Origin of the sequence: Pseudocnuella soli, from assembly GCF_004347775.1 — a bacterium.
GTDB lineage: Bacteria > Bacteroidota > Bacteroidia > Chitinophagales > Chitinophagaceae > Flavisolibacter > Flavisolibacter aquaticus.
Window position 1 is genome coordinate 1,086,325 of sequence record NZ_CP037755.1, and the last position, 23,805, is coordinate 1,110,129.

Genomic DNA, 23,805 nt, shown 5'->3' on the forward strand with positions numbered 1-23,805 from the left:
TCCGTCTTCCGACTTCGAACTTCCTCACCCCTCCCACAAATAACTCGCCGACCAATAGCGCCAATCGAGGTTGTTGGCGGCGTGGGCTGTAGTTGCTTTGATGGGTTGTTGCAAAACGGAGGGATGCAGTACCTGTTGCGCCACCAGCAGTTCTTTTGCCTGCAGTATTCTTTTTTGTACCCGGGCATCCTGCATCCATTGCTGTTGCGGTGGTTCAAAGCCCACTTTATCGCGGCGCCAAACCACTTCGTTGGGCAGCACCTCTTTCATGCTTTCGCGGAGCAGCCATTTGGTCCAGCCGTTGCGTATTTTAAAATGGGCAGGCAGGGAAAAAAGAAATTCGATCAACTCGTGTTGTACAAAAGGCAGGCGCACCTCCACGGCATGCGCCATGCTGTTGCGGTCGGCATAGCGCAGCAACTCTTCCAGCCCGTTGGTAAATGTGTTGTAATGCAGCACGCCGTTCAGGTCCAGCTTTGCCGGCAAGGCATAAGCAAAATGGGCTTTGTTGACCGACACAAAATCGGGATGCAGGCCCCGTTGCGCAGCGGCTTTTTTTGCCCGCTGCTTTTGCCACAGCGATGCAGTAAAATGCGGCAACAGTGCAGCGGCTTTATTCGTTACACCAAATGGTTCCTGCACACCCAACGCTCTTGCTGCCTCAAGTTCACCGCTTGAAGCAAGCTGTTTGTTTGCATACAATTGCTGCCAGTACCAATGGTAATATTTGTGATAGCCTGCCAGTATTTCATCGGCACCCTGGCCATCGAGCAACACGGTGATGCCGGCGTGTTTTGCAGCCGCATACACCTGGTACTGCGCCAGCACCGAAGCCGATTGCACGGGCTCTTCCTGCTGATGGGAAAGTGCATCCATGTGCTGTAATAAATCGGCAACAGACATAGGCACCACATGATGTTGCAGGCCCAGTTTTGCTGCAATGGCTGCGGCTTGGGTCGTTTCGTCCTTGCCCCAATTTTCAAATGACGCAGTAAAACAATGGTGCGAAAAACTACGCTCCGATGAAGCGGCGCACAGTGCCGCAATAGTGCTGCTATCTAGGCCACCACTGAGCGACGTGCCAACAGATACATCACTGCGCAACCGGCGCTGTCCCGAGGTGTGCAGCAGGTTTTTAAAAGTATCAACCGCTTCTTTGTCGCTGATATTTTTTTCGGCTGCAAAAACGGTCCAGTATTGCTCTATCGAAAGTTCATTGCTGCGTGCATCCAACATGAGGCAGGATGCGGCGGGTAGCTTAAAAATATTTTGGTAAAATGTTTCCTGCGCATCGTATGGGTTGGTGGTGTATCCCAGGGTCAGGTAGTTGTACAGCATGCCCTTGTTTACTTGCCGTTCCAGGCCCATTTGCCACAGCGCTTTCATCTCCGATGCAAAGAACAACTCGTTGCCTGTATGGGTAAAGAAAAAAGGCTTTTCGGCCAGTCGGTCGCGGGCTGCAAACAAAGTTTTTGCCACCTCATCCCAAATGGCAAATGCAAAAGCGCCATCAAAATGTTGGAGGCAATTTTTACCCCAGCAGGCAAACGCCGCCGCAATTACTTCGGTATCGGATTGTGTGTTGAAATGATAGCCCTTTGCTTGGAGCTGCCCTTTGATTTCCTTGTAATTGTACAACTCGCCGTTGTGCACAATCACATACCTTTTTTGATAGCGCAGTGGCTGTGCGGCAGCTTCGCTCAGGTCGATGATGCAAAGGCGCTGGTGGCCCAGGCTGAGCGGTAATTCAGGATCGTGATAAAAGCCGCTGCCTTCCGGACCGCGGTGTTGCAGGGTTTTGGTGGCCGCTTCTATTGTACCCCCGGCACCTGCCGAAAATATGCCTGCAATGCCGCACATAGTTATTTGAATTGAATGGGCAGGCGGCCTTCGGTTTGCTCCCAGCCAATGACCAGCTCGGCGCCGTCTTTACTTTGGTTAAACACCATGGTAAAATGCTCCAGGCTGTGTTCTGTTGGTTGAATGGGAATGGTAAACCGGTACGCATCATCCAGCGGGTTGGGCTTGAGGCCCCAGGTGTACAGGTTGGTGTTGAACACGATGGTCCACTGGCTGGCCTCCGGAATGCAATACATGATGTAGCGGCCTTTGGATACGTTTTGTCCGCCAATGGTGGCCGGTGCAAACAATTCAATTTCGGTGGCTTCATTTGCGCCCAGGCGCCAGGGCTGACCATAGGGCACCAGTTCGCCAAAAATGGTACGGCCCTGCCGTTGCGGCCTGCTGTATATTACCCGCGCCATGGGCGGGCCTTGTATTTTGCCTGATGTTTTTAAAATAGGATAGTCGACGGGGAAATAAGCCATGTCCATGCGCGACCGGTCTAGTGCCAGCAGCGGGTTGGCCGGTACAGCAGCAAGCAGTGGCGAGTCGCGGCGTGGGGTAGGGGTTACGCGGGGTTCTTCGGCATCATTGCCGGCACAGCCCGCCAGCAGCAACACCAGTGCTGTTGCAAACAACAATTTCATGGCGAAAAAGTACGGAAAGAATGGGAAAGAGGAGATGGAATGTAGAACAGCGAACAAGGGATGTCGAACAGATGAACAGAAGAACAAGGAACAGAGGAAGTTGAAAGAGAATATCGAACAAGGAACAAGGAATGATGAATTTGAAATGAGAACAGCCGGGAGTAAGGGATTATGAATGATGAATTATGATTAATGAATGATTAATTGGTGCGTCGGGCTATCAAAAGCATGAATTAATGTTTCAAAACAAATGCAGCCGTCGCAAAATAAAAAAGTGGGCATAGCCCACACCTGTTTGTAGCAATGGTTGTAACCGGTAAATTATTTTGGGCGTAGCCCAAACCCGTGCACCATTTTGCTTTGCGAACTTTTCTGCCTTCAGGGTTGATCCACGATCAACGGGAACATTGAAAAGATGATGATTGTGCTGCTACCAACAGGTTTGGGCTCCGCAGAATAATTTCACGCTGCCATATTGCACAACGCAATCACCCAATAATTAATAATCCATAATTAATAATTCCTCACTGTTCCGCTGTTCGTTATTTCAAACTAATTGGCATGGCCACCATATAATTATCCCAGGCAATATCCAGCACAATAGAATCAGCGTCGCCTTTTTCAAACATGATGGAAAAAGCATTCACCGGTGCGGGCAATTGCTGTACGGGCAGGGCAATGCGGGCCACGTCTTTCTTTTCGTCGTATTTAAATGCGCCCCAGGTATCGGTGTCTTTATTTAAGATAACGGTCCATTGTTCCTGCTCCGGAAGGGCAAACAAGGTGTATTTACCCTTCGCTATTTTTTTGCCGCCAATTTTTACATCGCGGTAAAATTCAATTTCAGTGGCTTCGTTGGCACCCAGGCGCCAGATCTTGTTCCACTCCACCAGTTCGCCAAACACCACGCGGTCGTTTTTCAGTGGCCGGCTGTATATCACCCGCGCCACCAGTGGTTCCGTTGCCTTGCCCTGTATTTTCAGCACCGGGTAATTGGCCGGGTAATAGGCCATATCCATGGGCGATTTATCTACTTCGGGCATTTTTACAGCAAGCGAAACAGGGCTTGCCGAAGTTTGGGCATTGCCGGCAGCGCCACAGGTAGCAAGCATCAGGGTCAGGAACAGGTGTTTCATACTAAATGGAATTAGGGCTTAAAAATAAATAATATCCGGGGGTAGAACGCAACTGATTACCCCAGCAGTTCGATCAGGCGGCCTTTTGCAAATTTTTTAACATCGGGAAAAAATTCGTTGAAGCATTGCTGCAGTACGGGCTGATGCTGTTGCAACAGGTATCCTGCATGCTCTCCGTCATCAGGCATCGAGGCGCGGTACATCAATCCACGCAGGCTATTGCCAATGCCTTCCAGGGTGCGGTACCGATACAGCCAGTTGTCGCGTTTCATATAAGTAAACAGCTGTGCAAAACGCGGCGGCAACTGGGCGCCAAAAGCATCGATGGTAGTATAAGTGTGGTGGCTGAAATGCAGCAGGCCTTTGTCGTCAAAAGTTTCGGGGTCGTTGGCCAGAAAATAATCAAAGGCCACATCGGCCAGCGGTGCACTGTACAGGCGGTAATGCGGCCTGAACACTTCCTGCGCCGCTTTGGTGGCCGGGTGGCTGTCGGTAAACGCATCAATATCGCGGTGCAGCCTGATACCTTTCTGGATGCCTTCGGGGTAATTGTATTGTGCACGCCCCTTGATGCAATCCGAGATCATATTGCCCACCAGTATTTCGGTGTGGTTAAAAGAAAGATATGCGTGGCCCAGGAAATTCAATACTGCAATTTAAGATATGCAGCGCCATTGTGCCCAATGCGGTGCGGTCATTTAACAACAAGTATTTTTCTGCCGGGGCGTTTGATTTTTATCAATAGATGAATGTGATAATTAGATTACCGAAGCATGGCATAAAAACATTGCGCTGTCACTAACCATTACCATTCATCACCTGCGGGCTATTTGTTTAAAAAAATACTGCATCATTTTTTGGTAAATGAGTTGCTGCCATTGAGTAGCATTTATGTGATGCTTGCAATGTTGTTGTTTACAACATTCACATGAATATGTGGTTGTGTAAAAGCTTTGCGGGTTAAGGGTTTGTAGCCACCGCTGCTCTTTCTTTGTTAAGCCTTTTAACAGCCCTTGCCACCCCTCACAATTCACTTGCCCCGGCGTGTAACCCGCACTACTTTTGAATCGTCAAACAAACACAAGACAACCAAAACAAATCATACTTCAACTAACAAATCATGAAACCTTTATTTATCCTGCTGACCGTTCTTTCTTCCTTTATGGCCCAGGCCAAAAACAATCCCGGAGGAGAAGTAACACCGGCAGCCCTCAAAAGCTTCAGCATCACCTTTGCCCAGGCAAGCGATGTAACCTGGACCGCCATCGATGATATGTACAAAGTATCTTTCCAGGTGGCCGGCCAATATGCCTCTGCTTACTACAGCAACAACGGCAACCTGATGGTGGTAACCCGCAATATCTCTTCGCTGCAACTGCCCGTGGTGTTGCTGGCTTCCATCAAAAAAGACTACAACCAAAAGTGGATCTCCGACCTGGTGGAAGTATCGGATGAGAATGGCACGTTTTACTATGTGACATTGGAAGATGCCGATCAAAAGCTCATCCTGAAATCAGACGGCGCCACCCGTTGGAACAAATACCAGAAATACGAGAAATAACCAAAGCCATTACTATCCTGCAAAAAAACCATTGCCTTTAAACCCATAACCTATTTGAACGAGCAGTTTTCGTTGTGTGTCCTATTCCCGCAGGGTTTCGTCCCTGCGGGATTTTCTTTTGTAAAAGGTTATTTTTGCCGCTCAATTTTTTACCATGAGCAAAGGACCTGTTTCCCAATTTATAGAGCACCAGTACCGGCACTTTAATGCGGCAGCACTGGTAGACGCAGCAAAAGGCTACGAGCAGCACCTGCTGGAAGGCGGTAAAATGATGATTACACTGGCCGGCGCCATGAGTACGGCCGAGCTCGGTGTGTCGCTGGCCGAAATGATCCGCCAGGATAAAGTGCACATTATTTCCTGCACCGGTGCCAATCTCGAAGAGGACATCATGAACCTGGTGGCGCACAACCATTACGAACGCATTCCCAACTGGCGCGACCTTACGCCGCAACAAGAGTGGGACCTGCTGGAGCGTGGCCTCAACCGCGTTACCGATACCTGCATTCCCGAAGAAGAAGCATTCCGCCGCATACAGCGCCATATTCATCAACTTTGGAAAGACGCCAACGAAAAAGGAGAACGTTATTTTCCTCACGAATACATGTACCAACTGCTCAACAGCGGCGTGATGAAGGATGACTACCAGATAGATACCAAAGACAGCTGGATGATTGCCGCCGCCGAAAAGAACCTGCCGATTGTAGTGGGCGGTTGGGAAGACAGCACCATGGGCAACATCTTTGCTTCGTATGTGTACAAAGGTGAGATCAGCGCCACCACCATGAAGAGCGGAATTGAATACATGGTGTGGCTCGCTAATTATTATAAAGACAACAGCGCAGGCAAAGGCATCGGCTTTTTCCAGATCGGTGGCGGCATTGCCGGCGATTTTCCCATCTGCGTAGTGCCGATGATGTACCAGGACCTGGAGATGCATGAAATTCCGTTCTGGAGTTATTTCTGCCAGATATCGGATTCCACTACTTCGTATGGTTCGTACTCCGGTGCACACCCCAACGAAAAAATTACCTGGGGTAAACTCGACATCAATACACCTAAATACATCATTGAAAGCGATGCTACCATTGTAGCACCGTTGGTGTTTGCATGGATACTGGGTTTATAGAAAAATCATAAACAGTTGCTGCATTGCTTAATGCAATAGCAATGCAAAACATTGTTCCATAAAAAAATCCCGCAGCAACCGTTGCGGGATTTTTTTATTTTAAATTCTTCAATCACTTTTTCGGGTACCCAACACCGATAGTACGCCCACCACCAGGCTTACAGCACCCATCAGTAAAAATGTATTGCGGGCACCTTTGTGGTGCTGCACACCCAATACCCACGGTGCTGCAAACGATGCGGCGCCTACGGCAAGGTCAATGGCGAGGTGCCCTTTGTAAGGCAGCCATTTGGCAACGCCCCATTCTGCATCGGTAAGCAATGCATAAGTAAGTGCCCCTGCGGCCGCGGCTTTGCAGGCTGTTTTGGCCTGTGGCAAATGTTGAAACCCGGCTATGCGCGGCGCCATCCACACAAGGGGTGCATAGGCAAAATCGGCTATGCCGTGCTGGCTGCGTTTGATCGCGATGCTCATAATTTTTTTGTTACTGCATACAACTACAGCGCCAATAATAAAAGGGGCCGATCAGTAAGTAAGCCGTATGGTATCGGCACTAGAGGTTAGCTGCACGTTTTTTTGCACCGATGCACCGCCCGTTTGTACTTGTAGCGAATAACTTCCCGGCAGTGTAATGTTTGACAAGTAAAATGCGCCGTTCTCGTCGGTAATAGCAGCCATATCGGTAAATGAACCGGAGCCGCCGGCAACCATCACCACGGCATCGGCAATGGGTTGGCCGGAGCTGTTTACTAAAATTCCTTTAACGGTACCGGTAGTGGCCATTTTATCGCTTTTTGCAATACATCCAACGCAAAGAAAAAAGGCCGGAATGATCAGCCAACGGACCAACCCGGCCTGCACTTTTATACACCCATTGCTTTCCATGACATCAGGTTGTTGTACACAGCCTGCACAATGCGGGTAGCCGAGTTGCCGCTGGTGGCGCCATTGGTATGTATGCCTACGGCAAAACGCTGGTTACCGATCTTCAGCCACACCGGCGAGCCACTTTGTCCGCCCATCGTATCGATCTCGTAAGTAATCACCCGCGATGCAACGCTTTTTGCTTTTTGTGCCATAAACCATTGCTGGTTGCCGCCTTTATCGCCGGGGTATCCCGATAGATTGAGCAGCGCAGCTTTAAGATAAGCGTCGTCTTTTACCGCAAAACCAAAAGCACCGGTGCGGGCACCTGGCCGGTAGTTGTTGGGCAAAATAATGGCGCCATAATCGTAGTTGCGGTTTTTGCTTTGCGTCCAGCCCTGCACGCTGCGGAACACGGTGGCAACGCCGGAGCCAAAAGGCCGTGCAGCATCGTTCATGCCCGGGATCACTTCAATGCTGCGGGGCCAGCCGCCCTGGTCGTGCATGTACACGCAGTGGCCGGCGGTGATGACAGTGCGGGGCGAAACAAGCCAACCGGTACCGATATAACGTGCACCATTAGCCGCAGTTATTTTAAGGGCGCAAATGGCGTTCCATGGAAATGTGGAAGTGTTCAGGATCCTGGTGCGCTGGTCCTGCCCGATGATTACTTCGGTGGTCAGCATGTCGCGTTCCAGCAGCTCGGGGTACGATGCATAAATGGCATCCAGCGCAACGGCGTTTTCTTCAACCGCTTCAAAGCCGGGTTCTTCCAGTTGCGGCGCATCCAGCAGGCTCTCGGTTTCGCTGCGCGATGTGTTGCCTACTTCGCGGTCCACCTCGTTGGGGTTGAGCAGCACAAAACCGCCTTCGGGCACTTCAAATTCGGTTTCTTCGGCCAAGCCCTGCCGGCCGGTTCCGTTGCTTGTGGTAGGGGGTACTTCCAATGCAGGAATTTCGCTGGTTAAGGCATCAATGCCCAGCGGTGTTGTCGTTTTTGCAGCCATGATGATTGTTTTTTTTGAGATGAAAAAAATGGGGCAAACGGCAGGAAGAGCATGCCGTAAACAGTGCGGAGATTGGGATGCAGCTTATGGTGGTGCAGGCAAAGCGCTGCCTGTGGCAGGCGGCGCCGAAAGAACCCGATTAAAGGATTATCAAAGATGGAAGGTGGGGCAGGATGGGATGGGTAGCCATCTCTGATAATGGCGAAAGCAATCGGTGTTCTTGCAATGTGTTACAATTTGGAGCACCGGCAAACGGGCTGCAAGCTGCCGCTGTTTCAAGCACACACGATCCGTTTCTTTTTGCGTTTGTCTGGCATAAATATAAACAATCATATTAGGAATTAAAATCTTTATTTATTGCTGGGCCTGTTGGTTTTAGGCCAAATTTTAGCCATTGGGTGGCACGGTCTTTTTTACCCGTATCAATCCAAAAAATAAAACATGGAACAAACTTCAAAGGGCTATGCATTGATCACTGGTGCCTCCAGCGGCATTGGTTGGGAGCTGGCAAAATTGTTTGCCGCCGACGGCTATCCGCTGATCCTTGTTTCCCGCGATGCGGCTGAACTGGAAGCCAAGGCCCGCGAACTTTCAGGTGCACATGGCGTGGAAGCAGTGGTGATCGCAAAAGACCTGTTTGTGCCGCAGGCTGCCACCGAACTATACAACGAAATAAAAAGCCGCGGGCTCACTGTGGAAGTGTTGGTAAACAATGCCGGGCAGGGCCGCTATGGGCTGTTTGTAGCGTCTGATGTGGCACGGCAACTGGAAATCATACAGCTGAATGTAACGGCACTGGTCGAGTTGACGCATCATTTTTTAAAAGACATGGTGGCCCGAAATGGCGGCAAAATATTGCAGCTCGCATCCATTGCATCCGAAGTGCCGGGACCGCTGCAAAGCGTTTATCATGCCACCAAGGCGTTTGTGCTCAGCTTTACACAGGGCCTGATCAACGAGTTGAAAGATACCGGCGTTACCATGACGGCCTTGCAGCCCGGCGTAACCGATACCGACTTTTTCAACAAAGCCGATTTCCCGAAAGATCTGAAAATACTAGAACCGGATAGCATGGCCGACCCGGCAAAAGTGGCCAAAGACGGCTACGAGGCACTGATGAAGGGCGATGATAAAATTGTATCGGGCATGAAGAACAAAGTGATGACCACCATGAGCAATGTGATGCCCGATGCCCTGGTGGCCGAACAGATGCGGCAGATGCACACCAAGAAAAGCGATGAAAAGGAATAAGATATTTATTTCCTGTTAGCTTGAATAAATACAATTAAAAAAGACCCCAGCGCTTTTTAAAGGCCGGGGTCTTTGTGGTATGAAAAAGGGCAGGATCTTTTGCTTGTTGCACCGCTGCCAATGCCGCGGTGCCGTGGGCCAATGATTTCATGGGTTGCAACTGTTTCATAGACCCGAAAAATGGCGCAGGGTTTAATTTGCCCGGTCGCTAAAGGACTTAAAAACCAGAAGGCCCGAAGCATTTGCTTCGGGCCTTCTGAATGTTGTATTGATGCATCGCTCGATCTTATCGGCGCAGCGCCGGCAGTTCGCGGTCGCGTTTCAGCATGTCGTTACGGTTGGCCATTTCCCATGCGGTATGAAATACCAGGCGGGCACGCTTTTCCATCAGGTTGTAATTGATCTTGTCCGGCGTGTCGGTGGGCTTGTGGTAGTCGGCGTGGGTGCCATTGAAGTAAAAAATAATGGGCACACCGTTCTTGGCAAAATTGTAGTGGTCGCTGCGGTAATAAATAAACTCCTTGTCATCAGGATCGTTGTATTTATAATCGAGTTCCATTTTAATAAACTTCTTATTGACTGCTTCCGAAATGGGGCGCAGGTCGGAGCTCAGCTTATCATCGCCCACCACATACACATAGTTGGTCGAGTCGCCAACGGTGCGTTTGGGATCGATGCGGCCAATCATATCGATGTTGAGGTTGGCAGTAGTTTTTGCCAGCGGGTAAGTTGGGTGCATCGAATAATATTCGGATCCTAACAGTCCACGCTCTTCACCGCTTACGGTCATGAACAAAATAGAGCGGCGCGGGCCACGGCCTTCTTTTTTTGCCTTGGCAAAAGCTTCGGCCAGTTCAATCACGCTTACCGTACCGGAGCCGTCATCGTCGGCGCCGTAGTAAATCACACCGCCTTCACGCTTGCCTTCGTGGTCGTAGTGTGCAGTGATGACCAAGTATTCGTCGGCTTTGTCGGCACCGGGCAATACGCCCAGTACGTTAGAGCTTTCGTGTTTGATGGTTGTTTTGTCCACCGTTAGCGCTACCTGTGCAGGAAACGCTTTGGGTGTACCGGTTGCTGTTTTAGCCGCTTCAAAATTGTCTTTTAAAATGGCTTTGGCAACGGCTTCGGAAACGGTGATCTGCTGCAGTGGCAGCGATTTGGCAAACTGCTGCACCACCATGCGGCCTTTGCGGGTCGGCTGCGCTGGTGCTTTGTAGTTGGGCGAAAGAATCATCACCGCGGCAGGGCCTTTGGCACGGATGGCCTGCATAGTTTGCTGGTTGGCGGCATCGGCAAAAACCAATACCATTTTGCCCGCCAGGTCGGCGGTTGCTATGCCATCAGCGTTGCTTTTTGCAATAGCCACAACCTCGCCTAAGCGAAAGGTGCCGGCTAGCGAAGACGCAGGGCTGATGGAAAAATCGTTGAACAATTGAAATGCCTGTCCGTCCACTTCCAGGCTGGCGCCTGCCAGCGAATCTTGGAACAGGGGGTACATCTGTTGGAATGAGCCGTTGTTGCCGGGCTCCAGGCCAATGCGGCGAAACTCGTTTTCGATGTATGCGGCTGCTTTGCGCTGGCCTTCGGTGGCGGTTTCGCGGCCTTCCATTTCGGGGCCTGCCACAATGTACAGGTGCTTTTTAAGATCGGCCGCCGTGATCGTTTTGGCGTAGTTTTCTGGCTTGGCCGGCTTTTGGGCCAACGCTACCAGTGAGCCGCACAGGAGCACGGGCAAGAAAATTCTTTTCATGTGAACTATTAGGTTAAAAAAGGGCCCGGTAATCCGGTGGCCGAATTTCCGTTTTTACAAACACATGAAGAAGAAAAATTGATGAGTGGTGCAAATCTTAACCTTTGGTTAGGCCATGCACTTTATTTGTTGGGGATGCGGGTGTATTGATACTGCAGGCCGTCATGGGCTTCATCGGAAAGCAGCAGCACATTTGATTCCAACACTTCCACGAGGCGGTTTTGCTCGGGGTGCGCCGAAAAGCGGATCCAGCTTTTTTGCTTGCCGTCGTGTATGCATGCCTGTTGCTGCAGGGTGTAAGTGCCCTGCGCTGATTCCACGTTGTTGGTAAACCAGCGGTAGCGGCCATCGGCCGTAAAGTCCACTTTCTTCTGAACGCCGCTCGATTGGGGCGTTTCGTGAATATGGGCAGCGATGCCGCCGTCGGTTCGTTGCCAGTTCCAGGTGCCGGCAATCGTGTCGGTATCATTCTCGGGCAGTCTTGTTTTTTCGCAGGATGCCAGCAGCAACGCGGCGCACAGCATTAAGACAGTTGTTTTGAGTTGGTGCATAAAACGCTTGTTTCAGTGCTGACACGGCACTTGTTCCATTCGTTGCATGCACCAACCTGTTACAACTTTTTTTTAAAAATATTGCGCTATCGCTTACATGCAAGCCATCTTGCCTACCCGTGTAGCATGGCGGCCACCTTCAAACGGCGTGGTTGCAAATGCATTAACGATGGCTTCGGCTTCGGGGGTAGGAATAAACCGCGCCGGGATGCAAATGATGTTGGCGTTGTTGTGCTGGCGGGCCAGCTGGGCAATATCTTCCTGCCAGGCAATGGCTGCACGAATGCCCTGGTGTTTGTTGGCCGTAATGGCTACGCCATTGGCGCTGCCGCAAACCAGCACACCCCATTCGGCCTCGCCATTTTCCACGGCGCTGGACACAGGATGGGCAAAGTCGGGATAGTCCACCGAATCGGGGCTGTTGGTGCCAAAGTCTTTTACGGTATAGCCTGCTTCGCGCAGCATATCGGCCAAAACCGTTTTGTATTCGTATCCGGCATGATCGGAGCCAATGGCTACCGGCTTGGTTTTATCAAACGTGTTCATGGTTGGTTCTTTGGGCAAAGGTAGTTAGGAGTGGGGAGTTGGCAGTTGGCAGTTGGTAGTTGATAGTTGGGAGTTCAGAGTCTGGAGTTTGCAGCTTATGGTTTTTAGTTTATGCGCATTATTACTGTGTTGCTGCAATTGGTGCGTCATTGCGAGGCGCAGCGGTGGCCTATTGGTTTATAAATGCTTGTGCGCCGAAGCAATCCCCGGCATTAATTCGTGCTATTACAACGCTTAAGGTTTAAGTCCTGTTCACCCAATTGCGTTCCGTGGTAGTTGGAGATTGCTTCGGCGCACAAATGGTTACCTAAACAGTGTTGCTGCTGCGCCTCGCAATGACGAAAGTGCAAAATGTACTGCAATAAAAAGCCCGCTGCTCCGCAGCGGGCTTTAATAATATCTCTTATTTTTCTATCAACTATCAACTATCAACTATCAACTATCAACTACCAACTGTCAACTGTCAGCTCCTAACTCCACTCCTTCACTTCGTCCGCAGCTTGTTCTTTTTCCACGCGGCGGCAGAGGATGATACTTACTTCGTACAGCAACAGCAGGGGCAGGGCCACGGTCATTTGGCTGATCACGTCTGGGCCGGGAGTGATAATGCCCGCAACAATGAGCACGATCACCAGGGCATACTTGCGTGACTGCTTTAAGAAAGTAGCCGTTACAATACCCACTTTGGCCAGGAAAAACATCACCAGCGGCAACTGGAACGCCAGGCCGCTGCCCAGGATCAGGGGCGTCATTGTATCGAGGTAGGAGCCGATGGTCCAGCGGTTTTCAATGCCTTCATCTACCTGGAAGGTGGCGAAAAAATGTATGGTGTATGGCGATACTACAAAGTAGCCAAAACCCACACCCACGAAAAACAGGAAGGAAACCCAGAAGATCACACCACGGGTTTTGCCCAGTTCTTTTTCGGTAAGGGCGGGTTTTACAAACTTCCAGAACTCGTAAAAAATATAGGGAAACGAAAGAATAAGCCCGCCAATAAGCACCACCGAAAAGAACATGGACAACTGCCCGCCCACTGCCGTGTTTTGCATGGGCACGCTAAAATCGGAGATGCACATGCTTTGGCCCAGGCCCAGCGCATGGCTGACGCGGCACATGAGGCGGTAGGTTGGAAAATCGCTGTGCGTAGGGCCCATCAGGATGTTGCGGATCACAAACTTGTTGTACACCCCCACAATGATGGCGCCCGCCACAATGGCCAGCACCGACCGAAACAGGTGGCCACGCAGCACCTCCAGGTGATCCACAAACGACATCTCTGCCCGTTGGTTGGCAGCATTTCTATTAAACAGTTTTAAAGCCATCGGGATAATCTACGTAAAAAGTCGGGCAAAGATATAGTTGAGAACGCAGCAATTGGGGGAAAGTAAGGAAAGTAGCCGTTTTGGAAAAATGCCGGGCCCCAATGCCGCTTAAAGTTGGGGACGATGCAGTGTGCGACGCAACAGGCGATGAGCAGAACTACTGCAGCTGGCTACCCAAAAACAAAAACAAAGCCCCGCAAAACGGGGCTTTGTAAGTGCTATTCTAAGCTGGCAGTGCCGGTTATTTTACTTCTAGCGCCTTGTTGATGAGGAACACCAGATTTTCGCGGTGGGCACGGCTTTCTTCGTTGGAAGAAACGGCGCCAGCCAACTGGGTTTTAATCTTCTTCAAAGTATGCAGGGCAGCGGCTTTTGAAATTTCATCGTACTGCATCTTGTCTTCCACCATTTGCGACAGGCCTTTTACATAAGCCGTTTGCAGGTTTTGGCGGTACACATTTACGTTTGTTTTCAGGTCGGCTGCAAAAACACCCGTGGTTACATCACTCATCATATCGGCCACGCTGTATTGGTTGCCATACATGCGGCTGTTGGTGATGCGCTGCAAGGTAGCGGGGTGCATGATGTGTGCCAGGGCGCCATTCAGTTGCTGGCTCAGCATCACCGAAGTGATTTTGAAATCCTCACCGTTGTTGGGTTGGCTAAAGCCGCGGCGCTGCATCTGCAGGTAAGCAAATACGGGTGCATCGGCAGCAAAGGCATTGGGTGCAAACACGTATTTGTTGAGCAGGCTAACGGCACGCTTTTGCTGCGCCAGCGGCACTGGCGTAAATGGCTTGGTGCTCGATTGCTGGTCGGGGAAAGAACGATCGACATACACACCACCCACGTAGCGGCTGATGGCCGAGATCATGCTCATGCGCTGGCTTTGCAGCGAGCTGTAGCGGGCACGCAACTCCTGGTAGCTTTGGCCGGGTTTGCTGTATTTGGCCACCAGCTTGGGCATCAGTGCATTCAGGAGTTTGAAGCGTTCCTCGGCATAGCCCATCGCATCGGAGGTAAGGTCGTTTACGTTTACCCGCGGGTCGATGGCTTTACCGGGCGAACGCATGTCGTCGCCGTCGTTGCCAAAGGCCAGCTTGGGATCGGTGCTGCGGGAAAGGATCTTTTTCAAACCTTCCGTTTCGGCGCCGGCTTTGAACTCGGTGTAGCCGTATTCAATAGCCCAGTCATCGTAAGGGCCGGCAACGGTGGTGTAATAATCGCCCTGCTTGGCGCGGTCGGCCGCAACGTTGATGGCGGGATAATCCATTACCGAACCAATGAGGCCATATTTACGGGTCAGTTCTTTGTTGTTGATTTCTTTGGGCGACCACATCTGGCTGGCTTTCATGTTGTGGTTAAGGCCCAGGGTGTGTCCCATTTCGTGCATGATGAGGTAAATAAGAAACTGCTGGTGCATTTCGCCCAGTTCTTTTACATCAGCATTCATGGCTTCCAGCGTGGTAGAGCCGGTAACCAGTTGGGCTTTCAGCTCCGATGCCAGTGTGCAATGGGCGTGGTGCTGCATGTCTATACCGGGGAAATTGAGTTGCCCGGCAGTTTGGGGCTTTTCGTTGGCCAGCAGTTCGGCCATGATGGGCGTAGCGCTGCCGCTGTACCATTCTACAGTAATGTCGGCACCCAGGATCTGGCCTGTTTTGGGGTTAACAAACGAGGGCCCGATGGCGCCATACGATGGGTTGGCAGAAGATACCCAACGAATCACGTTGTACCGCACATCGGCAGGATCCCAGGTGGCGGTGTCGGGCATCAGCCTCATTTGCACGGCATTTCTAAAACCGGCTTTTTCAAATGCGGCATTCCATTTATGGCCGGCGTCGGCAATTACCTGGCGATACTCCACCGGCGTGGTGTTTTCAATCCAAAATACAATGGGTTCCACCGGTTCGCTAACGGCGGCAGAAGGGTCTTTTTTCTTCAGGTGCCAGCGGTGGATCATGTCTTTAAAAGGCACGGCCTTAATGCTGGTCTGGTCGGTAACGGTTTGGTTGAAATAACCAATACGCGGGTCGTCGGCGCGGGGGGTAAATTCGTTTTGCGGCAGCTCCAAAAACGAGTGCTGCATGCGTACCCGCACATAACGGGGATCGGTAATATCGGCACCGCCCGATACAAAGGCCATCGGGTTATCGTAGGCCAAGTCCACCACCACATCGGTATTGTTGGGGAACGAACGGATAGCGGCATAACGCGACTTCATGGGGTTGAGGCCGCCCAAGTTGAAGGTGCCTACGCTAAACGGCGTTGGCGGCGAAACCGGTTTTACCGGGTCCAGCTTTTCGCTGAGGAACAATCCATCAGCGCTGATGAGGTAACCCGAAGAGTCTTCGCCCATAATTTTTTCGGACAAAATGATGGCCTCTGGCTTATCAACGTCCTTGGTTTTGCTCACCGCGTTTTGCGGATCGTACCAAAACGATGTATTGACGCGGCTCAGTTCCAGGCGGTCAAAAGATTTTTTTACCGTAAACACAAAATTGCTGCGGTGCATGCTTTGGTTCAGGTACAAGGCCGTGGGGCCGTTGATGGAAAAGCTCTGGTAGATGTACTCGTTGCCCAGCTGTCCTTTTTTCACGTACAACTGTACCGAGCCGGTTGCAGTATCCTGGTAAATGGTAAACAAGCCTTCCGATTTGCGGCTGCTTTTTACTTTGTCGGTGATACTGGGGGAAGCAGGTTTTTTGGGTTTGGCGCTGTCGGTGGCAGCAACCGGGGTTGGTGGAGGTGTTGCAGCAGTGGCTTTTTTGCCTTTGTTCTGCCCAAAGGTGGCAGAGGCCATGCAAATGCCGGCAAGCAACATGAGGGATTTGGGGGTCATATTACGTTGTAGATTGTTTACAAGAATAGCAATTTGATTGGATGGACTGTGTTAAAGTAGGGATGAACGGCAGGAAAGTCGGTAAAGGCGGGAGATGGGAGTTTGGAGTTGGGAGTTCAGAGTTGGAAGTCGGAAGACCGAAGTCAGAAGAAGGGCAGGAACCAAAGCCATTCCGTTTGGTGCAAAAAAGAACTCCGGATTGGATTCCGGAGATTTTTTGAAATATTTGAAATGTCTACATCCTGTATTTTACAACATACATACCCGTCTTCGGTCTTCGGACTCCTGACTTCCGACTTCGCACTCACTTCAGCACCTTCAATTTCACCATCTCAATCCTGGTGTCGCTAACGTTGAGGATGTCGAATTCGTAGTCGTCCACGATGATGCGTTCTTTTTGCTGTGGGATGGTTTCGTGGTCGTTGATGATGTAGCCCGACAGGGTTTCCGATTCGTTGTTGGGAAAATTGAGGCCGTATTTTTCAGAGATATAATCCAGCTCCAGCCGGCCGGAGAAAATGTATTCGTTTTCCGAAAGGCGTTTTTCTACAAATTCCTCGCTGTCGTATTCGTCCTGTATTTCGCCAAAAATCTCTTCCAGCACATCTTCCATGGTAACAATGCCGGCGGTGCCGCCAAACTCGTCTACCACCCACGCTATGCTTTTGCGTTCGAGGGTAAACTTATTAATAAGATCGGTGGCGCTCATGCTGGAGGGAACAGCGGGAATGGGCAGCAAGATTTCGCTGATGGCCGCGGGTTTTTTAAACAGGTCGAGCTGGTGGATATAGCCCACAATGTTGTCGATATTTTGTTCGTACACCAGCAGCTTGCTCAGTTTTGTATCAATAAATTTTTGCGTGGCCTCCGCTACCGAGCAATTGCTTTCGATGCCGATGATTTCTTTACGCGGCACCAGGCACTGGCGGATGCGGATGCGGGGCAACTCCAGTGCATTTTCAAACAGGTCGGTGTTTAGTTCCTGCGGCTCAAATTCACCTTCGTCGGATTGCTGAAAAAGCGTTTCCACATCAATCCGCGAAAAGGCATTTTTGTTTTGGTTGATGCGTACGTTGAAAACATATTTCAGCACCCAGTTGGAAATGGTGATGAACAGCCCAGCCAAGGGCTGCAGCAGGTTGTAAAAAAAGTTGATGACCCACACAATCCGCGACAGGATGACATTGGCGCGGGCCCGGAAAAATGCGCGGGGTATGAACTCCGCGAAGATGAGTACGATAAGGGTGGCAATAATGATGTCGGCAAAAATGGTGTACTGCCGCTGCTCGGTGAGGCCCAGGTAAGTCCACAGCGGCGCCATTACCATCGAAAACATCAGCGAAAAGCAAACGAGGAAAATAGTGTAGCCAATAACGGTAGTGGCCACAAATACTTCGGGGTGCTCAAACAGGCTGGCCAGGAGGCTGGCGCCGGGCTTGCCTTGTTTTTTCTTTAATTCAATGTTGAACCGGTTGGCGCTGTAAAAAGCCATTTCTATGCCCGCAAAAAATCCCATCATCAGGATGGTGACCACAAACCAAACTAGCGTAGGAACAACGATCATATAGAACTGGGATTAAACTGATCAGCGCAGGATTATAAGGAGTTATCAAATCTTGCGCAAAAGTCAAGCGAACTCCATGCCTTTACTTCCTGCATCAGTTGTATGACTAATAAAGATAGTTATAAGTATGGGTTTAAATAGAGAAGGAGCATCTTGGAAAAAGGTAGCACAATACGCTCCAGATAAATCCAATTCAATCCTGTTCATCCTAGTTCTTCAAAAATGCAAGCACCAGCTGCTCGGTTTCGGCGGCGGCTTTTTCTAAATGTTCGTTTACAATAACGTGGTGGAAGGAATGTTTAAACGAAAGCTCGTAGGCCGCTTTATTGATGCGGGCTTCCAGCGAATCGGCGGTTTCGGTGCCCCGGGAATGCAGGCGGCGCTGCAACTCTTCGATGCTGGGCGGCTCAATAAAAAAGGAGCAGGTAGTTTCTGGGAACTGCTGTTGCACATGAATGGCGCCTTTTACATCAATATCCAGCAGGGGTACTTTGCCGGCATTCCAAATGCGCTGCAGTTCGCTTTTCAGTGTGCCATAATATTTGCCTTCATACACCATTTCCCACTCAATGAACTCTTCATGCTGTATTTTGTTGGTAAACTCCTCCACGCTCATGAAGTAATAATCGGTGCCGTCTTTTTCGGTGCCACGCGGTTTGCGGGTAGCTGCCGAAATAGAAAAAGCAAGCTTATCGGGGTGCTGCGCCAGCAGGCGGCGGGTAATGCTGGTTTTACCGGCACCCGATGGCGCGGTCAGTATAATGATTTTTTGCTGGTTGTTGATGGTCATGATCGTGTAATGTAAAATGTCAATCGTCAATCGTCAATCGTCAATCGTCAATCGTCAATCGTCAATCGTCAATCCACTCTTTTAGCGGACAAAGTTAGCGGTTTGCCCTTCTTGATGGACGGCAACTAGGATTATGTATAATGTCGTTATTTAGCCTGCACAACAACAACGCAAGCTGACTGTTTCTCGCCTGTTTACTATTCATCACCGACCATTCACCATTTCCATGCAGCACGTCGAGTTTTTCCATACCGCGCATTTCGAGCACCGTTACCACCGCAAATATGCTCAGGGTGTGCTGGCGCAATTCATTGATTTTTTCTGGGAAACCGATTTCGATACGCTGTGGCACCAATATCCTGATGGCTTTTCGGATGCGCTTTTTCCCAACATTGGTTATACTTATCTCATCAACCTCGGTACGCCCTTCGTAATGCAGCTTGAAGACGATCAATACCCGGTAAAAGGCGATGGTTTTTTGCCCCGCAATAAAGCCATGATTTGCCACCACACACCGGGCAACCGGCTGTTTGGCATCAAGTTCAAAGTGTCGCCGGTGCTGTTTCAAAAAAAGATCAACTTCCGCGAATACCGCGAGTACATTTTCCCGCTGGCTTACCTCATTGATCGTAAGGTGGTGGAAGAAATAAAAGCGGCAGCCAATTTTGCGCAGCGGGTACGCATCATTGCGGCCTATTACCAGCACATCATCGAGCAGCACAGCGGCACATTGCAGGCCGTGTCGGTAGTTACTTCGGTATTGGAGCAATGCAGCCGCACCAACAATTTTGATGTGCCCATCGAGGAACTGGCAGCGCAACACCAGATCTCCTCCCGAACCTTGCAGCGTTATTTTGAGCGGGCAACCGGCACCAGCAGCAAACAGGCGCTGCAACTGTTGCGCATCCGCAAAGCTGTGGAGCAGCTCGTAAATGGAAATACAGATTTCAGCTGGCGCCAGTTTGGTTATTACGATTACAGCCATTTTTATAAACACCTCACCGGCTTTTTAACCCACCAGCACATACAACTGCAGCAGCCTCATTTGAAGCTGCTGCAGGGGATGGAGGAGCGATGATGGATGGTGGATGATTGATGATAGACAACAGATAGTAAGGAATAATTTAAAGTTGTATTTCTTTCATCTTTTGTCTATCATCTTCCTCCTAGTTTCCTGCTCTTCTTGCTTCTTCTTCTGAAGCAGTCGTGCGGCGGCGTGCAGCCTGCACTTTGCTGTTGCCAAACCGGTACGTAAAGCTGATGTTGGCCACACGGCTTTCACGGAACGCATGCCAGTTTTCTACATAGCTGCCTTCATACACCACTTTGGCTCGTGGCCTGTTGGTCCAGAAAATATCCGACACGTTTAAGCGTAGTGTTCCTTTGCCATCCAGCACTGATTTTTGCACGCCTGCTGCCAGCGCCCACTGGCCGCGGGCCACCATGTATCCGTAGCGACCGCCGCTGTTGTAGTTAGCATTCAGTTCGGCCTGCCAGCCCTTTTTAAAAGTAAAATTGTTGGTGGTCCGGATGTTGGCTGCCGGTGCACCGTTGTTCAACTGCGCACCACCCAGGTTGCCGTTGAAATGATTGTAAAAAACATTCAGGTTGTTCACCATGTTCCACCACTTGCTGATGCGGATGGGCGTGGTGGCAGTAAGCCCGAAATAATCCGATGACTGCAGGTTAACGGGAATCTGCACCGTAATATTTGAATCCTGTCCCGGCTTAATTTCAAAGGTTGGGATCACATCCAAAATCTTCGACAACACAATGTTTTGCGGGTCGGTAGTGCGGCTGTAGCCCAGTGTAAAATTCAGTTGCTTTACGGTGTAGCTGGCTTCGTAGCTCCAGGTCATTTGCGGCCGCAGGTTGGGTGCACCGGTGGAGTAAATGGTCGCATCTATCTGGAACAAAAACGGGTTGAGCTGCGAATATCCCGGCCGGTCGATGCGGCGGCTAACCGATACACCAAGTGTTTGGTCTTCTTTTAATTTGTAATTGATAAATGCACTGGGAAACAATTTGAAGTAATCGTTTTTAAAAGCCTGTGCACCTTTTTGCTGGCGGGTTCGCACCATAGTTTGCTCACCACGCAGGCCCACCTGCATGTTGAATTTTTTATACTCCTTGCTCACATTTACATAGCCTGCGTTGTTGTATTCTTTGTAGTAAAACCGGTTTGTTTTGGTGTCGTCATTTATTGGCCCCGATGGAAATACGTTGTAAAATTTCGCATCGTTGTCGGATGAAACCAGGCTCCATTTAGCGCCTGCTTCCAGCTTGGCTCCGCCCTTGATCGGGTTTACATAATCTACCTTGCCGGTGCGCAAAATAAGCTTGCCGGTCTGGTCGCCATCCAGTATGTCGTCGTCGCGTTTGGGCGTGCCATTGAGGTTGTAAAACGAGCTGGCCGTGCGGGTAAGCGAGTGGTTGTTGTATACGCCGTAGTCCACGTCGGCACTGATTTCGCGGCCGGTGCTGTCGAAGCTGTGTTTGAAGTTTACGTTGGCAATGGTATTGTCCGACTTGTTGTCGTCGGTACCCAGCGATACAAAGGAAAAATTGGGATTGTACTGCAGGTCGTTCACAACGGTTTTGATCTCGGCCTTGCGGGCAAATGTGCTGAAGTTGCTGTTGACTACAAATCCTACGATTGTCTTTTTGGAAGGAAAAAAATCGGCACCGGCACGAACCGCATGTGCATTGATGTTGAACGCCGCGTAATTGTCTTTATCGTCTGATCCTTTAAACACGCCTTTATCGTAAAAGTTGCGGTTGATGAACAGGTGGTTCAGCAACTCGCGGTAATTGTAATTGTAGTTGCCAAAAACGTTCACCTTTTTGTTGCGGTAGTTATAAGTGGCGCCGGCATTTGTTTTTGGGTAAATACCTTGCCCATAGCCAGCGGTAAGCGTACCATTGGCGCCCATCCTCTGGTCTTTTTTCATGCGGATGTCGATGATGCCTGAGTTGCCTGCAGCCTCGTACCGCGCCGATGGGTTGGTGATGATGTCGATGCGTTCAATGGCATTGCTGGGCAGCCCGCGCAGGTAAGTGGCCAGGTCGGCGCCGGTCATGGGTGTGGGTTTGCCATCAATCATAATGATGACCCCGGCACGGCCCCGCAGGCTGATGGCATCGTTCTGATCCACCGTTACACCCGGCGACCGCTCCAATACATCCAGTGCAGATGAGCCTGCGCTGATGATGGAGCTTTCCACGTTGACCACAATGCGGTCGCTGAGTTTTTGTATGAATGGCTTTTTCGCAGTAACCGTTACGCCTTGCATTTGCGTGGCATTTTGCGGCAGCAGCGTTACCGCCGGCAGGCTAACAGCCGTGGTGCCATCGGTAGTAAACGGGGCGGAAAAATAGGTGTTGAAATTAACCGCGCTTACGCGCAGCATGTAGGTACCCGCGGCTACCGATTCCCAACCTGCCGCACCGGTTTTGTCGCTTAGTGCAGTTTTCAACAGGGCCGAATCTTTTGCACGCAGCAGTTCAACGGTTGCGGCTTCTAATGGGGTTTTGCCTTCGGTAAAAACGGTGATGTTTAAGGCTTTGGTACTGTTTTGTGCCACTGTGGCTACTGTTGCAAACAGGAGCATGGCGCAAAGGGTAAAGGCTTTCATTTCAGGCTGTTTTGCCAAAACTGGCGATAAAGCCAAAGCGGGCACAGCGCAACTAGAGGCAGCGGAGCCGACGGTACATAAGCGGGCAAAAGCGGCGTTTAGTACGAAAGGTATCGTGTCGGAAAATTACAGAGAGTTAATTTGAAAATGTGGGAATTTGAATATTTGAAAATGGGTGTGTCTGCAGTATTTAGTTGCTTTTCATTTTGAAAAAATGGAAGTGGCATTATTTGAGTTTCTTTGCCTTATTCGAATAAGCAATTGGCGTTTAATTATTGCCAAAAAAGCACTTCTCTGGCTGTTCATTTTCAAATGTTCAAATTCCCACATTCTCAAATTACTCAAAAGCATTCCACCGACCAGGTTGCTGAAAAAGTTTCACCTGCGGGTAACTTAATGATGCCTTCTTTTTCCTCCAGGTCGCCGTTGTGTGTGGTGCTGTCGGCAATGCCGCACCAAGGTTCGATGCACAAAAAATCGGCACCGGGTGCTGCCCATAAACCCAGGTAGGGAAACTCACCGAAATGAAACCGCAACCCATGAGATGAGTTGTTGCATTTGAGCTGCACACTGTCTGACTTCAAGCCTTTCAACACAATAGCATCATGCGCAAAAAGTTCTTTCGACAGGTGGAGTTCGTTTGCATTGCGCAGCAGATCCTGGGGTTGGGTATCAATCAGACCTTCGCCTGAAATGGGCCACCGGCCTGCAATTTCCGGTTCGTTGAAGTACAGCGAATAATCGTCATAATTCAGGTGCGGCTCCAGCGGCAGCCGAAATGCCGGATGGCCGCCCACCGAAAACAGCATCGATTCGGAAAGGTGCGGGTTCTCTACTTCGTATTGCACAGAAACCCTGTTGTGCGATAGGGTGTAGGTTATAAAAAAGCTAAAGGCTAATGGATAAACTTCGGCCGTTTGCTCGCTGCTTTCCAACAAAAAGCGGATGCTGGTAGGAGATTGTTCCTCCACCACAAAATCGCGGTCGCGGGCAAAGCCGTGGCGCGGCAGGGCATACTCTGTGCCCATGTGGCGGTACTTTCCATCCTTCAGTGCCCCAACAATTGGAAACAGCACCGGCGAATGCTTGCCCCACACATTTGGGTCGGCATCCCACAGGTATTCCAGCCCATTGCCTTTATGAAAAATGCGGGTCAGCTCAGCGCCCTTTGCCTGCAGTGTTACCAGCAGATCGTTGTTTTCGATGGTGAACATACCGCGAAGAAAAGAAAAAACCACACCAAAGGGAATGTCGAACAGATGAACAAGGAACAGAGGAACAGATGAAGTTGGGCAGAGAATATCGAGCAAGGAACAAGGAATGTTGAATGGAACAGCCAATAATTAAACATTATTCATTATT

General features: G+C 50.3%; 21 protein-coding genes. 4 read left to right on the forward strand and 17 right to left on the reverse strand.

What is annotated here, in order from left to right; genetic code table 11:
• Positions 1 to 24 precede the first annotated feature (24 nt).
• The 4 genes from asnB to EPD17_RS04600 form a co-directional block, all read right to left on the reverse strand.
• Positions 25 to 1,860: an asparagine synthase (glutamine-hydrolyzing) gene (gene asnB, locus EPD17_RS04585; protein ID WP_132052166.1), complete on the reverse strand. Its 1,836-nt coding sequence runs from the start codon at positions 1,858 to 1,860 to the stop codon at positions 25 to 27.
• Between the two features lie 2 nt (positions 1,861 to 1,862).
• A complete protein-coding gene (locus tag EPD17_RS04590) occupies positions 1,863 to 2,489 on the reverse strand; it encodes a DUF2911 domain-containing protein (protein ID WP_132052168.1) in 627 nt (208 codons plus the stop codon).
• A gap of 542 nt (positions 2,490 to 3,031) precedes the next feature.
• Positions 3,032 to 3,625 carry a DUF2911 domain-containing protein gene (locus EPD17_RS04595; protein ID WP_132052170.1) on the reverse strand — a complete coding sequence of 198 codons (594 nt, stop codon included), beginning with the start codon at positions 3,623 to 3,625 and terminating at the stop codon, positions 3,032 to 3,034.
• A 56-nt stretch (positions 3,626 to 3,681) separates the two neighbouring features.
• A complete protein-coding gene (locus EPD17_RS04600) occupies positions 3,682 to 4,272 on the reverse strand; it encodes an acyl carrier protein phosphodiesterase (RefSeq protein ID WP_132052172.1) in 591 nt (196 codons plus the stop codon).
• Positions 4,273 to 4,745: 473 nt separating this feature from the next.
• Here EPD17_RS04600 and EPD17_RS04605 point away from each other — a divergent pair, with 473 nt between their 5' ends.
• A complete protein-coding gene (locus EPD17_RS04605; RefSeq protein WP_132052174.1) occupies positions 4,746 to 5,186 on the forward strand; it encodes a hypothetical protein in 441 nt (146 codons plus the stop codon).
• A gap of 154 nt (positions 5,187 to 5,340) precedes the next feature.
• Entirely contained in the window at positions 5,341 to 6,315 is a 975-nt protein-coding gene (locus EPD17_RS04610; protein WP_114236472.1) for a deoxyhypusine synthase family protein, read from the forward strand.
• A gap of 108 nt (positions 6,316 to 6,423) precedes the next feature.
• Here the strand turns inward: EPD17_RS04610 and EPD17_RS04615 are convergent, their stop codons facing one another.
• From EPD17_RS04615 to EPD17_RS04625, 3 genes are read right to left on the reverse strand one after another with little or no spacing between them, the layout of a single operon-like run.
• Positions 6,424 to 6,789 (reverse strand): SPW repeat domain-containing protein, encoded by a 366-nt coding sequence (locus EPD17_RS04615; protein WP_114236473.1) that lies wholly within the window; start codon positions 6,787 to 6,789, stop codon positions 6,424 to 6,426.
• A gap of 51 nt (positions 6,790 to 6,840) precedes the next feature.
• The gene (locus EPD17_RS04620) at positions 6,841 to 7,200 is read right to left on the reverse strand and encodes a carboxypeptidase regulatory-like domain-containing protein (RefSeq protein ID WP_132052176.1); all 360 of its coding nucleotides are present in this window, start codon (positions 7,198 to 7,200) and stop codon (positions 6,841 to 6,843) included.
• Positions 7,179 to 8,186 (reverse strand): trypsin-like serine peptidase, encoded by a 1,008-nt coding sequence (locus EPD17_RS04625; RefSeq protein WP_132052178.1) that lies wholly within the window; start codon positions 8,184 to 8,186, stop codon positions 7,179 to 7,181. Before EPD17_RS04625 ends, EPD17_RS04620 begins: the two co-directional genes overlap by 22 nt.
• A 441-nt stretch (positions 8,187 to 8,627) precedes the next feature.
• Between EPD17_RS04625 and EPD17_RS04630 the strand changes: the two genes are divergently transcribed.
• Positions 8,628 to 9,437, forward strand: a complete 810-nt coding sequence (locus EPD17_RS04630) for an SDR family NAD(P)-dependent oxidoreductase (RefSeq protein WP_132052180.1) — start codon at positions 8,628 to 8,630, stop codon at positions 9,435 to 9,437.
• Positions 9,438 to 9,471: 34 nt separating this feature from the next.
• Here EPD17_RS04630 and EPD17_RS20295 read toward each other — a convergent pair whose 3' ends face one another.
• The 8 genes from EPD17_RS20295 to gmk all read right to left on the reverse strand — a co-directional run bounded on the left by EPD17_RS20295 (position 9,472) and on the right by gmk (position 18,808).
• A complete protein-coding gene (locus EPD17_RS20295; protein ID WP_262707875.1) occupies positions 9,472 to 9,606 on the reverse strand; it encodes a hypothetical protein in 135 nt (44 codons plus the stop codon).
• A gap of 117 nt (positions 9,607 to 9,723) precedes the next feature.
• A complete protein-coding gene (locus tag EPD17_RS04635; RefSeq protein WP_132052182.1) occupies positions 9,724 to 11,190 on the reverse strand; it encodes a M28 family peptidase in 1,467 nt (488 codons plus the stop codon).
• Between the two features lie 122 nt (positions 11,191 to 11,312).
• Positions 11,313 to 11,741: a hypothetical protein gene (locus tag EPD17_RS04640; protein WP_132052184.1), complete on the reverse strand. Its 429-nt coding sequence runs from the start codon at positions 11,739 to 11,741 to the stop codon at positions 11,313 to 11,315.
• A gap of 93 nt (positions 11,742 to 11,834) precedes the next feature.
• A complete protein-coding gene (gene rpiB, locus EPD17_RS04645; RefSeq protein ID WP_132052187.1) occupies positions 11,835 to 12,287 on the reverse strand; it encodes a ribose 5-phosphate isomerase B in 453 nt (150 codons plus the stop codon).
• Positions 12,288 to 12,757: 470 nt separating this feature from the next.
• Complete coding sequence (gene tatC, locus EPD17_RS04650; RefSeq protein WP_132052189.1) at positions 12,758 to 13,612, reverse strand: twin-arginine translocase subunit TatC; 855 nt, start codon at positions 13,610 to 13,612, stop codon at positions 12,758 to 12,760.
• Positions 13,613 to 13,853: 241 nt separating this feature from the next.
• Positions 13,854 to 16,454 carry a zinc-dependent metalloprotease gene (locus EPD17_RS04655; protein WP_204743300.1) on the reverse strand — a complete coding sequence of 867 codons (2,601 nt, stop codon included), beginning with the start codon at positions 16,452 to 16,454 and terminating at the stop codon, positions 13,854 to 13,856.
• A gap of 304 nt (positions 16,455 to 16,758) precedes the next feature.
• Complete coding sequence (locus EPD17_RS04660; RefSeq protein WP_132052191.1) at positions 16,759 to 18,018, reverse strand: hemolysin family protein; 1,260 nt, start codon at positions 18,016 to 18,018, stop codon at positions 16,759 to 16,761.
• 208 nt (positions 18,019 to 18,226) lie between these two features.
• Positions 18,227 to 18,808 carry a guanylate kinase gene (gene gmk / locus EPD17_RS04665; protein ID WP_132052193.1) on the reverse strand — a complete coding sequence of 194 codons (582 nt, stop codon included), beginning with the start codon at positions 18,806 to 18,808 and terminating at the stop codon, positions 18,227 to 18,229.
• Between the two features lie 226 nt (positions 18,809 to 19,034).
• Here gmk and EPD17_RS04670 point away from each other — a divergent pair, with 226 nt between their 5' ends.
• A complete protein-coding gene (locus tag EPD17_RS04670; RefSeq protein ID WP_132052195.1) occupies positions 19,035 to 19,886 on the forward strand; it encodes a helix-turn-helix domain-containing protein in 852 nt (283 codons plus the stop codon).
• An 88-nt stretch (positions 19,887 to 19,974) separates the two neighbouring features.
• On the opposite strand, the gene EPD17_RS04675 is transcribed toward EPD17_RS04670, so the two are convergent.
• Both EPD17_RS04675 and EPD17_RS04680 read right to left on the reverse strand, forming a co-directional pair.
• Entirely contained in the window at positions 19,975 to 22,443 is a 2,469-nt protein-coding gene (locus EPD17_RS04675) for a TonB-dependent receptor domain-containing protein (RefSeq protein WP_132052198.1), read from the reverse strand.
• A gap of 341 nt (positions 22,444 to 22,784) precedes the next feature.
• A complete protein-coding gene (locus EPD17_RS04680) occupies positions 22,785 to 23,657 on the reverse strand; it encodes an aldose 1-epimerase family protein (RefSeq protein WP_132052200.1) in 873 nt (290 codons plus the stop codon).
• Positions 23,658 to 23,805: the final 148 nt, after the last annotated feature.

Coding starts and splice junctions, on each gene's coding strand:
- EPD17_RS04680 (WP_132052200.1), bottom strand. CDS start 23,657: ATGTTCACCATCGAAAACAACGATCTGCTGGTAACACTGCAGGCAAAG.
- rpiB (WP_132052187.1), bottom strand. CDS start 12,287: ATGAACACGTTTGATAAAACCAAGCCGGTAGCCATTGGCTCCGATCAT.
- EPD17_RS04590 (WP_132052168.1), bottom strand. CDS start 2,489: ATGAAATTGTTGTTTGCAACAGCACTGGTGTTGCTGCTGGCGGGCTGT.
- EPD17_RS04655 (WP_204743300.1), bottom strand. CDS start 16,454: ATGACCCCCAAATCCCTCATGTTGCTTGCCGGCATTTGCATGGCCTCT.
- EPD17_RS04670 (WP_132052195.1), top strand. CDS start 19,035: ATGCAGCACGTCGAGTTTTTCCATACCGCGCATTTCGAGCACCGTTAC.
- EPD17_RS04615 (WP_114236473.1), bottom strand. CDS start 6,789: ATGAGCATCGCGATCAAACGCAGCCAGCACGGCATAGCCGATTTTGCC.
- EPD17_RS04640 (WP_132052184.1), bottom strand. CDS start 11,741: ATGCACCAACTCAAAACAACTGTCTTAATGCTGTGCGCCGCGTTGCTG.
- EPD17_RS20295 (WP_262707875.1), bottom strand. CDS start 9,606: ATGAAACAGTTGCAACCCATGAAATCATTGGCCCACGGCACCGCGGCA.
- EPD17_RS04625 (WP_132052178.1), bottom strand. CDS start 8,186: ATGGCTGCAAAAACGACAACACCGCTGGGCATTGATGCCTTAACCAGC.
- asnB (WP_132052166.1), bottom strand. CDS start 1,860: ATGTGCGGCATTGCAGGCATATTTTCGGCAGGTGCCGGGGGTACAATA.
- EPD17_RS04610 (WP_114236472.1), top strand. CDS start 5,341: ATGAGCAAAGGACCTGTTTCCCAATTTATAGAGCACCAGTACCGGCAC.
- gmk (WP_132052193.1), bottom strand. CDS start 18,808: ATGACCATCAACAACCAGCAAAAAATCATTATACTGACCGCGCCATCG.
- tatC (WP_132052189.1), bottom strand. CDS start 13,612: ATGGCTTTAAAACTGTTTAATAGAAATGCTGCCAACCAACGGGCAGAG.
- EPD17_RS04595 (WP_132052170.1), bottom strand. CDS start 3,625: ATGAAACACCTGTTCCTGACCCTGATGCTTGCTACCTGTGGCGCTGCC.
- EPD17_RS04675 (WP_132052198.1), bottom strand. CDS start 22,443: ATGAAAGCCTTTACCCTTTGCGCCATGCTCCTGTTTGCAACAGTAGCC.
- EPD17_RS04635 (WP_132052182.1), bottom strand. CDS start 11,190: ATGAAAAGAATTTTCTTGCCCGTGCTCCTGTGCGGCTCACTGGTAGCG.
- EPD17_RS04605 (WP_132052174.1), top strand. CDS start 4,746: ATGAAACCTTTATTTATCCTGCTGACCGTTCTTTCTTCCTTTATGGCC.
- EPD17_RS04660 (WP_132052191.1), bottom strand. CDS start 18,018: ATGATCGTTGTTCCTACGCTAGTTTGGTTTGTGGTCACCATCCTGATG.
- EPD17_RS04630 (WP_132052180.1), top strand. CDS start 8,628: ATGGAACAAACTTCAAAGGGCTATGCATTGATCACTGGTGCCTCCAGC.
- EPD17_RS04620 (WP_132052176.1), bottom strand. CDS start 7,200: ATGGAAAGCAATGGGTGTATAAAAGTGCAGGCCGGGTTGGTCCGTTGG.